9 protein-coding genes are annotated in these 12,092 nt (G+C 71.7%); 5 read left to right on the forward strand and 4 right to left on the reverse strand.

Annotation, left to right across the window (positions count from 1 at the left end; all coding sequences use genetic code 11):
* Window positions 1-116 precede the first annotated feature (116 nt).
* Window positions 117-2,702 (reverse strand): bifunctional SulP family inorganic anion transporter/carbonic anhydrase, encoded by a 2,586-nt coding sequence (locus tag ACIQBL_RS23765; RefSeq protein ID WP_401944786.1) that lies wholly within the window; start codon window positions 2,700-2,702, stop codon window positions 117-119.
* Window positions 2,703-3,037: 335 nt separating this feature from the next.
* On the opposite strand from ACIQBL_RS23765, the gene ACIQBL_RS23770 reads away from it, so the two are divergent.
* Window positions 3,038-4,306 (forward strand): hypothetical protein, encoded by a 1,269-nt coding sequence (locus tag ACIQBL_RS23770; protein ID WP_401944788.1) that lies wholly within the window; start codon window positions 3,038-3,040, stop codon window positions 4,304-4,306.
* 22 nt (window positions 4,307-4,328) lie between these two features.
* Here the strand turns inward: ACIQBL_RS23770 and ACIQBL_RS23775 are convergent, their stop codons facing one another.
* Entirely contained in the window at window positions 4,329-5,309 is a 981-nt protein-coding gene (locus ACIQBL_RS23775) for an ATP-binding protein (protein ID WP_401944789.1), read from the reverse strand.
* Window positions 5,310-5,410: 101 nt separating this feature from the next.
* Here ACIQBL_RS23775 and ACIQBL_RS23780 point away from each other — a divergent pair, with 101 nt between their 5' ends.
* Window positions 5,411-6,235, forward strand: coding sequence for an oxidoreductase (locus tag ACIQBL_RS23780; RefSeq protein ID WP_401944791.1), 825 nt, complete (start codon window positions 5,411-5,413; stop codon window positions 6,233-6,235).
* A gap of 40 nt (window positions 6,236-6,275) precedes the next feature.
* Here the strand turns inward: ACIQBL_RS23780 and ACIQBL_RS23785 are convergent, their stop codons facing one another.
* Together ACIQBL_RS23785 and ACIQBL_RS23790 are read right to left on the reverse strand one after the other, a co-directional pair.
* Window positions 6,276-6,440, reverse strand: coding sequence for a hypothetical protein (locus ACIQBL_RS23785; protein WP_401944793.1), 165 nt, complete (start codon window positions 6,438-6,440; stop codon window positions 6,276-6,278).
* A gap of 152 nt (window positions 6,441-6,592) precedes the next feature.
* A complete protein-coding gene (locus ACIQBL_RS23790; protein WP_401944795.1) occupies window positions 6,593-7,426 on the reverse strand; it encodes an HAD family hydrolase in 834 nt (277 codons plus the stop codon).
* 587 nt (window positions 7,427-8,013) lie between these two features.
* Here ACIQBL_RS23790 and ssd point away from each other — a divergent pair.
* The 3 genes from ssd to ACIQBL_RS23805 all read left to right on the forward strand — a co-directional run bounded on the left by ssd (window position 8,014) and on the right by ACIQBL_RS23805 (window position 11,917).
* Window positions 8,014-9,117: a septum site-determining protein Ssd gene (gene ssd / locus ACIQBL_RS23795; protein WP_401944797.1), complete on the forward strand. Its 1,104-nt coding sequence runs from the start codon at window positions 8,014-8,016 to the stop codon at window positions 9,115-9,117.
* 455 nt (window positions 9,118-9,572) lie between these two features.
* Window positions 9,573-10,730, forward strand: a complete 1,158-nt coding sequence (locus tag ACIQBL_RS23800) for a TadA family conjugal transfer-associated ATPase (protein WP_401944799.1) — start codon at window positions 9,573-9,575, stop codon at window positions 10,728-10,730.
* Between the two features lie 314 nt (window positions 10,731-11,044).
* Window positions 11,045-11,917, forward strand: a complete 873-nt coding sequence (locus ACIQBL_RS23805) for a type II secretion system F family protein (protein WP_401944801.1) — start codon at window positions 11,045-11,047, stop codon at window positions 11,915-11,917.
* The last annotated feature ends 175 nt before the right edge of the window (window positions 11,918-12,092 follow it).

Raw genomic sequence — 12,092 nt, forward strand, 5'->3', positions numbered from 1 at the left:
ACCCGGGGGTCCGATGACAAGGGTCGCCGAAATATTGGTTTAGACCTGTCATCGGACCTGCGGGTGACACGCGTGGCGGGGGTCCTTCGTACCCACGGACGCCGGGTGAACGAGGTTCAGGCCGACATGTCCGCCACCCCCACTCCGTCGAACAACTGGTCCCCGTCCATGCCGGTCAGCAAGTACGCCTGCGCCTCACCGACGTGGAAGTACATCCCGTGCAGCTCCAACGTCCCCTCCCGCAGGGCCCGCGCCACCGACTCGTGCCCCCGCAGATGCTCCAACTGCTGCACCACATTGGTCAGGCACAGCTGCTCCACGGCGTCGGCGGGCGCCCTTCCTGCCAACCGCGCCCAGGGCCGGTTGTCGTCGGCCATCCGCTCCAGGCTCGGCCGCCCGTGCCGCAGCCACCGCTGGAGCGGCGTCCGGGCGCCCCCGGGCGCGGAGTTGACGGAATCGGGCGCGGAGTTGAGCAGCGCCTGCATGGCTCCGCACCCCGAGTGCCCGCACACCGTGATCGATCTCACGCGCAGTACGTCCACCGCGTACTCGATCGCGGCGGCCACCGAGTCGTCCCCGCTCTCCTCGCCGGGCGGCGGTACGAGGTTGCCCACGTTCCGCACGACGAACAGGTCGCCGGGACCACTGGAGGTGATCATCGACGTCACCAGCCGCGAGTCGGCACAGGTAAGGAAGAGCTGCGAAGGCCGCTGCCCCTCCCTGGCCAGCCGGGCCAGCTCGCCCCGCACGAGCGGGGCGGTGTGGCGCTGGAACGCGCTGATACCACGGGCGAGTTGGTGACCGCCGGGGCCGGGGCTGGGGCTGGGATTGGGATTGGGATTGGGTCCGGTGCCGGCCCCGGGGTGGGGTCCGGTGCCGGTGTCGCCGGGTGTGGCGGCGCCGGGTGCGGGACGGTCCGTGGGCTCGCCGGGGTGTCCGCTCGGCGGGGCGGACTGCGGGTGGTCGCACTGGTGGTTGCGCCAGGGCGTCCAGGGGTGGCAGCGGCAGACGGTGGACGTCGTCGGCTCGTCGGTCGGAGCCTTGGCCGTGGTGCGGGCCGGGGCTTCGGTCGTCGTGCCGCTCGTCGTGCCGGTCGGGGTGTCGGCCGGTGTCGCTTCGTCCCCGGGGCAGCCCGGCTCGGTGGTCCGAACTCCCGTACGCCGCCCGGTCAGTTCGGCGGAGCCGCCTCGCGCGGTGTGCGAGTTCTGCCAGTCCTGCAACGACTCGTACGCCGCGTGGTCCATGAACGAACCGTCCAACTCCACGACGACGTGGGCGCCCTGGGGTACGAGATGCAGGGTGCGGCTGAGCCGCGGCACCGCGAGGAACGTCAGCTGTCCTCGGACGTGTACGTGATGGACTCCTTCCTTCTCGTCGTGCGTGATGCGGGTGTGGGCAAGGCGGTTGAGGGCGACGGCGACGGCCACGGTGACCCCGAGGAGCACGCCCTCCAGGACACCGAGGAACACCACGCCGAGGGTGGTGACGGCGTAGACCAGTACTTCTCGGTGGCGAGTCACCGTGCGGATGTGGTGCAGGGACACCATCTGGATACCGACGGCCATCACGAGTGCGGCGAGCGAAGCGAGGGGAATCAGCTCCAGCACCGGGACCATCAGCAGCGCGGCGATCACTACGAGAACGCCGTGCAGCATCGTGGAGTTCCGGCTCACGGCACCGGCTTGCACATTCGCCGAACTCCGTACGGCGACCCCCGCGACCGGCAGTCCGCCGAGGGCGCCGGAGACGATGTTGGCGGCGCCCTGGCCCAGCAACTCGCGGTTCAGGTCGGAGCGGTCGACGCGGGCGGAGAGCCCGGGCCGCCCGGCGACCAGCTTGTCCACGGCGACGGCGCCGAGCAGCGACTGCACGCTGCACACCAGCGTGGTGGTGAGGACGGCGGCGGCGATACCGAGCACCGGTCCCTCGGGAAGTCCGGCCAGCGCGTGGCTGCTCCAGGACGGCAGGTCGACCTTGGCCAGACTCAGCCCGGTGAGGGAGGCGGTGGCGGTGGCCCCGGCGACGGCGACGAGCGCGGCCGGGATCCTCCGCATCAGATGTCCCACCCGGCCGGGAACGCGCGGCCACAGCAGCAGAAGGGCCAGCGTCAGCGCGCTCATCGCCACGTCGGCGGGGTGCAGGTGCGCCAACTGGGCGGGCAGGGCGCGGAGGTTGGCGAGGACCGAGCTCTGCGGGGTGCCGCCGAGGACGATGTGTACCTGGGCGACGGCGATGGTGACACCGATACCGGCCAGCATGCCGTGCACGATCGCGGGGCTGACGGCGAGCGCGGTGCGGGCCACGCGGACGCAGCCCAGGGCGAGTTGGGCGAGGCCGGCGAGGACGGTGACCGCGCAGGTCGTACGCCATCCGTAACGGTGGATCAGGTCGGCGGTGACCACGGTGAGTCCGGCGGCCGGGCCGCTGACCTGGAGGGGGCAGCCGCCGAGCAGTCCGGCGACGAGACCGCCCGCGGCGGCGGCGACCAGGCCGGCCTGGAGGGGCGCGCCGGTGGCGAGGGCGATGCCGAGGGACAGGGGCAGGGCGATCAGGAAGACCGCGATGGAGGCGGACACGTCCGCGCCCGCGACACGGAAACGGCGGTGCGGGGGCGGCGGCGGGCTGTGGGGCGGGTGGACGCGCTTCGTCCGATGCGCGTTCGCATGCGAGTCGGTGGCGCGGGTGGGTACGCAGGCTGACATGTGTTCCCGTCTCCTCCGGGGCAGCGCGGTCGCGGAACAGGTGGTCCCCGTCGATGGCGGGGGTCGGTCGCGGCCGTGGGTCACGGCGTGCAGCGGCGGGATATCTCAACGCTCGGTAAATGGATCGTAATGCAGAGTAAAGGCCGAGCATAGGGTTTGCGCTCAAATGGGCTAATAAGTCACCGCGGAGAGTGAACTCGGAATTTCATCGGCTTGTCGTACTAATCCCACCTTCGGCCCCATGCGACCTTGGCGGCGCTGCCGGGACTCCCGGCGCATCGCCAGAGAACGCCCTGATCGGCGTCGGTCCGAACGAAGGAAGAAGGTGGGCGGACATGGCCGCCACCCAGAGGATCACCGCGGGCGCCGTGATCGCCGCGGCCTGTGCCGCGTCGCTCGCCGGTTGCGCGATCGGCAACGGATCCCCGCACGGAGCGCACGGTCCGCACAAGGCGGCGCCGGCCCCGGCACCCAAGAGCGGAGTCCGCCTGATCGGGGACGGCTCCACGTCGTACACCGGGGCGCAGCCGCACCTGCCCAGACCCGAGCGGCTCAAGCCCGGTCAGAAGCCCCCGCAGTTCGTGGTCTTCTCGTTCGACGGTGCCGGTGAGGACAGCCAGAAGCTGTTCTCCCACTTCCGCAAGGTCTCCAAGGCCAACCACGCGAACATGACGTACTTCCTCAGCGGCGTGTACATGCTGCCGGAGGACAAGCGCGACCTCTACAAGCCCCCGGAGCACTCGCCCGGCAGCTCCGACATCGGCTTCAATGACGAGCAGGGCATCGCCGACACCGTGAAGCAGCTGCGCCTGGCGTGGCTGGAGGGCAACGAGATCGGCACCCACTTCAACGGTCACTTCTGCGGCAAGAACGGCGGGGTCGGCGAGTGGTCGGTCGCCGAGTGGAAGAGCGAGATCGCCCAGGCGAAGCAGTTCGTGAAGACCTGGAAGACCAACTCCGGGATGAAGAAGGCGTCTTCGCTGCCCTTCGACTACGACAAGGAACTCGTCGGCGCCCGCACACCCTGCCTGGAGGGCCAGGCCAACTTCATGAAGGCGGCGAGCCAGTTGGGCTTCCGCTACGACACCAGCGGGGTCAACGACCAGATCTGGCCCAAGAAGAAGGAGGGGCTGTGGGACCTGTCCATGCAGCTCGTCCCCTTCCCCGGGCACTCCTACGAGCAGCTGACCATGGACTACAACTTCATGGTCAACCAGTCCGGCACCCTGACCCAGGGCGACCCCGACAAGTACGACCAGTGGGGCGACGAGATGCGTGACGGCCTGCTCAAGGGCTTCGACCGCGCCTACGACGGCAACCGCGCGCCCCTGGTCATCGGCAACCACTTCGAGTCCTGGAACGGCGGCACCTATATGCGTGCCCTCGACGAGGTCATCGAGAAGGTCTGCGACAAGCCCGAGACGCGCTGTGTCTCCTTCCGGCAACTGGCCGACTGGCTGGACGCCCAGGACCCGCGGACCCTGGCCAAGCTGCGCACCCTGAACGTCGGCGAGGCACCGAAGCCGGGCTGGACGTCCTTCCTGACCGGCCGCCCCGCACCGGCCCCGAAGGGCGTGCCCGGGGCGCCGGCGGTCAAGCAGTAGGCAGGACCGGGGAGAGGGCGCCTCACGCGGAGGCGGTGACGCTCTCGTCGAGTACGAAACCGGGGTCGACCTGCGCGGCCAGGTCGGCCCCGGTGCGCGCGTCGCCCCAACTGCGCGCGTTCTTCAGGTGGAAGTGCACCATCTGCTGCGTGTAGCGCTCCCAGTCACGCAGTTCGTACGTCGCGTCGGCGGCGATCTCCAGCAGGCGCAGGGCACGTCGGTTGGCGTCCTCCAGGAGCTCGAACCGGGGCGGCCGGCCCTTCTCCATGGCACGCACCCAGTCCGAGTGCCCCACCGTCACGAGCAGGTCGTCCCCGACCTCGGCGCGGAGGAAATCGAGGTCGTCCTGCCCCTGCACCTTGTTGCCGACGACCTTCAGGACGACTCCGAAGTCGCGGGCGTACTCCTTGTACTGGCGATAGACGGAGACCCCCTTCCGGGTCGGCTCGACGACGAGGAACGTGATGTCGAAGCGAGTGAACATGCCGGAGGCGAAGGAGTCCGAGCCCGCCGTCATGTCCACCACGACGAACTCGTCGCGCCCGTCCACCAGGTGGTTCAGGCACAGCTCCACCGCTCCCGTCTTGGAGTGGTAGCAGGAGACCCCCAGGTCGGCGTCGGTGAAGGGGCCCGTGACCATCAAACGGGCGGCGCCGCCGTCGAGTTCCACCGGTCGCGCGCAGGCGTCGTAGACCGGGTTGTCCCCGCGCACCCGCAGCAGCCGGGAGCCCTCGCCGGGCGGGGTCGTCTTGATCATCGTGTCGGCCGAGGCGATGCGCGGGTTGGTGCCGCGCAGGTAGTCCTTGATCAGGGGGAGGTGTTCGCCCAGCGCGGGCAGTGCGGCGGCCTCCGCCTCGTCCAGGCCGAGGGCGGGGCCCAGGTGCTGGTTGATGTCCGCGTCGACGGCGACGACCGGTTGGGCGGTGGCCGCGAGGTGGCGGACGAACAGGGAGGACAGCGTGGTCTTGCCGCTGCCGCCCTTCCCGACGAAAGCAATTTTCATGTTCACGAAGCGTAGTCGTGAAGTAGCTGTACGTGTCAGGTGTGCGTGAAGAAGACCACTCAATCGTGGGGCGCGCCGCCGGAATGGCTACTGTCGTACTCATGAGTACGACAGGTGCGACCGCCGATCCGCTCGCGGCCCTGGGCGCGCTGCCCACAGTGGCCGAGTCCGTCGAGTCCATGCGCAAGGCCGTGGACCGGGTCTACGGGCACCGGGTCATGCGGCGCCGCAGCAACGAGATCACCGCCGAGGCCGCGCTGCGCGGAGCCCGCGGTTCCGCCGCGCTGTCCGGGGCCGACTGGGCCCTCGAAGAGGTGCGCCGGCGTACCGACTTCAGCGGCGACGCGGAGGCCCGCACGATGGGCGCGGCCCTGCGGTTGAGCGCCGAGGCGGGCCAACTGCTGTCCATCTGGCGGCAGTCGCCCCTCAGGGTGCTCGCCCGGCTGCACCTGGTGGCCGCCGCGAGCGACGGCGACGAGGTCGGACGGCCGCGACAGCAGGGGGAGCCGGTCGACGAGCCGCTCGTCGAACTGCCGCTGCCCAGTGCGGCCGAGGTGTCGGGGCGCCTGGAGGGGCTCTCGGAGCTGATCATCGCCGGCGGTTCGGCACCCGCGCTGGTGACGGCCGCCGTCGTGCACGGCGAACTGCTCGCGCTGCGCCCCTTCGCCTCCCACAACGGCCTCGTCGCGCGGACGGCCGAGCGGATCGTCCTCATCGGCAGCGGTCTCGACCCGAAGTCCGTCTGCCCGGCGGAGGTCGGCCACGCCGATCTGGGACGCGCGGCCTATCTGGCGGCGCTGGACGGCTATGTCTCCGGCACCCCGGAGGGCATGGCCGCCTGGATCGCCCACTGCGGCAGGGCGGTCGAGCTGGGAGCGCGCGAGTCGACGGCGGTGTGCGAGGCGCTGCAGCGCGGAGCCGCCTGACATCGCCGGACAGGAAAAAGGCCCTCTACGGAGAGGGCCTTCACAAGGGTGCGGCGGTACGAGGATTCGTACCGCCGCTGGCATGTTCCACCGGGTTACCAAGCGTCCTCGAAATATTGCCCATCAGGCCGGGATCCTTGCCCGTCACCTGGTGCGGCTGGCCCGTAATCGACGGGTCGACGTCGCGTGGGTGCTCGGTGTTCATGCGCGGTCCGTGGGCCAAATGCGTTATTAAGGTGATCCTTTCGGATGTCCTTGGTCTCGCGGGCCGTTGAATCCTTTGTACTCCAGCCCTGGAGGAAGCGGAACCCCTGGCCGCGGTTCTTTACTTTTACCTTCAAAGGGTAATCAAACGCCCTAAACGGTCGTCGCCCTGCGTCGGCTCGCGTACCAGACGAGCCCCGCCGTGGCCGCCGCCGCGCCCACGGCCGCGGCCACGACCAGCGCCGGGCGGGGTGGTACGGAGAGCGCGGGCAGCCGCTGCTTGAGCCGGACCGGGCGGTTGAAGTCCAGAATCGGCCACCCGCGCGCGAGTGCTTCGCGGCGCAGGGCGCGGTCCGGGTTCACGGCATAGGGGTGGCCCACGGACTCCAGCATCGGCACATCCGTCGCCGAGTCGCTGTAGGCGTAGCAGCGGTCGAGGTCGTATCCCTCGGACTGGGCCAGCTCCTTGACGGCCTCGGCCTTCGTCGGGCCGTACGCGTAGTACTCCACCTCGCCCGTGAAGCAGCCGTCGTCGCCCACGACCATGCGGGTCGCCACCACCCGGTCCGCGCCCAGGAGTTCACCGATCGGCTCGACCACCTCGGCGCCGGACGTGGACACGATCACGACGTCGCGGCCGGCCGAGTGGTGCTCCTCGATGAGGGAGGCGGCCTCGTCGTAGATGATCGGGTCGATCAGGTCGTGCAGTGTCTCGGCGACGATCTCCTTGACCTGCTGGACGTTCCAGCCGCGGCAGAGTGCGGACAGGTACTTGCGCATCCGCTCCATCTGGTCGTGGTCGGCGCCGCCGGTGAGGAAGACGAACTGCGCATAGGCGGTCCGCAGGGCGGCCCTGCGGTTGATCAGTCCGCCTTGGTAGAAGGACTTGCCGAAGGTGAGCGTGCTCGACTTCGCAATGACCGTCTTGTCCAGGTCAAAGAAGGCTGCTGTGCGGGGCAAGGAGTGGCTTTCCACAACCCAGAGCATAGGCGCAGCCCATTCGGCGTAAGGTGAGGCGCGTGGGTTTGCCTGAGAGGCCTCTCGGGTACACCATGGAAGTCACGGATCGTTCGCGACCGTGCTAACGCGGCCCGGCTCCTCCCCCCCCCGAGTCGGCCGTGAAGGCGACCCCCACTCTCCCCCCCGGTGGGGGTCGTCGCATGTCCGGACGCTTTTTCCCCTCCTGTACATGGTCGTGAGGCCAACCCGAGGCGGCTGGTGCCGCCTCTTTTTCATGCCCAGAACTCGTCACTTTGTGTAGTTGGTGGACTGCGTTGCGGAACTCGCACAGAGACCGGTACAGGGGTCACCGGTATGGGTGAGGGCGATATTCACAGGCCCTGAGTTGTCCACGGTTTTCGACCAAGATCCACACGATTTCCGTGAAGCCCGCACCGTGATTCCCACGCGTCCTCGCTCGCGGCGAGTTCATGGCCGGTTCCGTTTGTCGGACGCGTTCGGCCGGTTTCTGTCGGCCGTGCACAGGGAGGCCGGTCACCGGTTCTTCACACGTTTGGGAATCGCGGGGCCGCAGGGGCCACGTGGGAGAAGCAGAACGATGGGGGATGGAAAACATGGCCGGAACTGTCACACACGATCCGCCGCCTCCCGCCGGAGGACGACAGGGCGGACCGCTGATCGTCACCGAGGACGTCGAACTCCTCGACGACCTGCTGCGGCTGTGCGCGGCGGCCGGAGCGACCCCCGAGGTCCATCACGGGGTGCCGGAGCGCCGGGGCGGCTGGGAGACGGCACCGCTCGTCCTGGTCGGCGACGACGCGGCCCGCCGGGTGCGCGGGGCCGCCCGCCGCCGCGGGGTGGTGCTGGTCGGCCGGGACCAGGACGACTCCGGGGTCTGGCGGCGGGCCGTCGAGATCGGCGCCGATCACGTCCTGATGCTGCCCGACGGCGAACAGTGGCTGGTCGACCGCATCGCCGACGTGGCCGAGGGCGTCGGCCGCCCCGCGCTCACCGTGGGCGTCATCGGCGGACGCGGCGGGGCCGGAGCGTCCACGCTCGCGTGTGCCCTCGCCGTCACCTCGGCGCGCGAGGGACTGCGCACGCTCCTCGTGGACGCGGATCCCCTGGGCGGCGGACTCGACGTACTCCTCGGCGGAGAGACCGCCCAGGGCCTGCGCTGGCCCGCGTTCGCCGCCTCGCGCGGCCGGGTCGGCGGCGGCGCCCTGGAGGAGTCCCTTCCGGAACTCCACTCGCTCCGGGTGCTCAGCTGGGACCGCGGCGACTGCGTCGCCATCCCGCCCCAGGCGGTCCGCGCGGTGCTCGCCGCGGCCAGAAGGCGCGGCGGCACGGTCGTCGTCGACCTGCCCCGCCGTCTCGACGACGGGGTCGCCGAGGCCCTCGCCCAACTCGACGTCGGTCTCCTCGTGGTCCCCGCCGAACTGCGCGCCGTGGCGGCGGCCGGACGGGTGGCCTCCGCCGTCGGCATGGTCCTGCGCGACCTCCGCGTGGCCGTAAGGGGCCCGTACGCCCCCGGCCTCGACGACCGCGAGGTGTCCCGCCTGCTCGGCCTGCCACTGGCCGGCGAAGTGCCGGTCGAATCGGGGCTGTTGCGGCCGCACGAGGGCAAGGCGCCGCCTGGGGCGGCGGGCAGGGGGCCGTTGGCGCGGTTCTGCCGGGAGTTCCTGGAGCGGGCGTTGGTCGAGGTGGGTGGCGTATGAGGGGGTTGATGAGGCGCGCGGGGAATTCCGAGAGGGGCGGTGCGCTCTCCTCCCGGAGTGGTTCGGCGGGGGGCCTGGGGGGCGGTTTGCCTGGGCTCCCGGGGGCGGGTGGTTCGGCGGGGGCGTTGAGGGGCGCGTCCTTGGGGGAGGGCGGTGCAGCGGCCGAGTGGAGGGGCGTGGCTCTTGCGGACGGAGGTCCGGCAGGGGTCCCGGCGAGTGGGGCGGTCGGGCTGGAGGAGGCAGGCGTTTCGGCGCGGTGGGCTTCGGGCGCGGCCGGGGTGAGCGGGGCGGCTGTCGGACCTGAGCGGGTGCGGGATGCGGTGGGGGTTTCGGCTCGGCGGGCTTCGGGTGAGATCCGGGCGACCGGGGCTGTCGGGCCTGAGCGGGTGCGGGATTCGGCGGGTGCTCCGGGGCGATGGGCTTCGCGTGAGGTCGAGACGGGCGGCGGGGCGGAGATGCCTGCCGGGCTGCTCGACGGTGTGCGGCGGTGGCTGGCCGAGAGCGGGGGTGAGCCGACGCCCGCGCGAGTGGCGCAGGCACTGCGGGAGCAGGGGCGGGTACTGGGGGACGCCGAAGTCCTCGGCGCCGCCGAGCAGTTGCGGTCCGAACTGGTGGGCAGCGGCCCGCTGGAGTCCCTCCTCGCCGACCCCTCGGTCACCGACGTCCTCGTGTCGGCCCCGGACCGGGTGTGGGTCGACCGGGGCGGCGGCCTCGAACTGACCACCGTCTCCTTCCCGGACGCCGCCGCCGTACGACGCCTCGCACAGCGCCTGGCCGCGGTCGCCGGACGCCGACTGGACGACGCCCGTCCCTGGGCCGACGCCCGGTTGCCCGACGGCACCCGCCTGCACGCCGTACTGCCCCCGGTCGCCGTCGGCTGCACCTGCCTGTCGCTCCGCGTCGTACGACCGCGCGCGTTCACGCTCGACGAACTGGTCGCGGCGGGCACGGTGCCGCCCGGCGGGGACCGCGTCCTGCGGGCCCTGATCGAGGCGCGGCTCTCCTTCCTGATCAGCGGCGGAACCGGCAGCGGCAAGACGACACTGCTCAGCGCGCTGCTCGGGTCGGTCGGACCCGGCGAGCGGATCGTGCTCGCCGAGGACTCGGCGGAGCTGAAACCGGACCACCCCCACGTCGTACGGCTGGAGAGCAGACCCGCCAACCAGGAGGGCGCCGGACTCGTCACGCTCCAGGACCTGGTCCGCCAGGCACTCCGGATGCGGCCGGACCGGCTTGTCGTCGGCGAGGTCCGCGGCCCTGAGGTTCTCCACCTCCTCGCCGCGCTCAATACGGGCCACGAGGGCGGCTGCGGGACCGTCCACGCGAACGCGGCGGCCGATGTCCCCGCCCGCCTGGAGGCCCTGGGCACGGCCGCCGGCCTCGACCGGGCCGCGCTGCACAGCCAGTTGGCGGCGGCCCTGTCGGTGGTCCTGCATCTCGTACGGGACCGGGCCGGGCGGCGACGGATCGCCGAGGTGCATGTCCTGGAGCGGGACCCGTCGGGGTGGGTGCGGACCGTGCCGGCGCTGCGGTGGGGAGCGGAGGCGTTCTCGTACGAGCGGGGGTGGGAGCGGTTGCGGGAGTTGATTCGGGGTGGGGGCGAAGGGGGTTAGGGGCGTGGGGGTGGCGAACTCCGGTGGGCGGGACGGGTGGTGGGCGAGGGGGTGCCTATGGGATCGGCGTTGGGGAGGGCGAGTGGCGGTGGGCGATGCGTGCGGGGCGGGTGTCGGTGAGCGGGAGGGGTGGTGACAAGGGTGCGTGCGGGGCGGGTGTCGACGAGTGGGATAGGCGGTGACGGGGGTGCGTGCCGATTGGGCGTCGGGCGAGTGGGGGCGGCGGTGCTGGAGGTGCGCGCGGGACCGGCGTTGGCGAGCAGGAGTGGTGATCGGCGTGGGTCAGGGCTGCATGGAGACGAGCGGGAGTGGTGATGGGTGTGGGAACGGGTGAGATGTCGGTCGGGGTGGCAGCCGTGTGTGTCGGGGCCCTGGTCTGGCTGATGGGCGGGCGGCGATCCGGGGCGCGGCGGGCGCAGTTGCTGTTCGCGGGCGGCGGGGTGGTGGGCGTGGGACCGCCCTCGTGGGAGCGGGCCGTAGGTGAACTGCGGCGGATCCGGGGCCGGTTGCGGGCCGAGTGGTGGTCGCTGGGCGCCGGAGTGGTGCTGGCGGTGCTGGGTGCCTCGGTGATTCCGGTCGTCGCGGGGGCGGTCGGGGTTCCGCTGCTGCGGCGGGTGCGGCTGGCCGGGGAGGCCCGGCGCGCGGGGGAGTCGCGGGGCGACGCGGTGATCGCGCTGTGCTCGGCGCTCGCCGGGGAGGTGCGTGCGGGGCGGCAGCCGGGGGAGGCGTTGCTGCGGGCGGCGCTCGACTCCGGCGGGCTCGGTGAGGCGCAGGCCGCGGTGTTGGCGGCGGCGCGGTTCGGCGGGGACGTACCGGGTGCGCTGACCTCGGCGGCACGGCAGCCGGGCGCGGACGGGCTGTTGGGGCTGGCCGCGTGCTGGCGGGTGGCCGTGGATCAGGGCGCCGGCCTCGCGGCGGGACTCGACCGGCTCGAAGGGGCGTTGCGTGCCGACCGGGACCAACGGGCCGACCTCCGCGCCCAGTTGGCGGGGGCGCGGGCCACCGCGGTGATGCTCGCCGGGTTGCCGGTGCTCGGGCTGCTGCTCGGCGCGGCGATGGGCGCCGATCCGCTGCGGGTGCTGCTGCACAGCGGGGCGGGGTTCGGGTGCCTGGTGGTCGGGGGGTTGCTGGAGGGCCTGGGGTTGTGGTGGGCGCTGCGGATCGTGCGAGGGGTGGAGGCGGCGTGAGCGGGGGTGGTGACGTGACCGCGGGAGTGGTTGGTGGTGTCCGGGCCCGTTCGGCTTTCGGCGGCGGTATGTGCGGGGGAATCGGCGGCTGTTGTGGGCCGGGGCAGGGAGCGGGCGTGATGCGCCGGCGGCGGGGATTCGAGGGCGGCGGCCTTGAGGGGATCGGCCGCTCGGT

The organism is Streptomyces sp. NPDC088350, assembly GCF_044753545.1.
Taxonomy (GTDB): domain Bacteria; phylum Actinomycetota; class Actinomycetes; order Streptomycetales; family Streptomycetaceae; genus Streptomyces.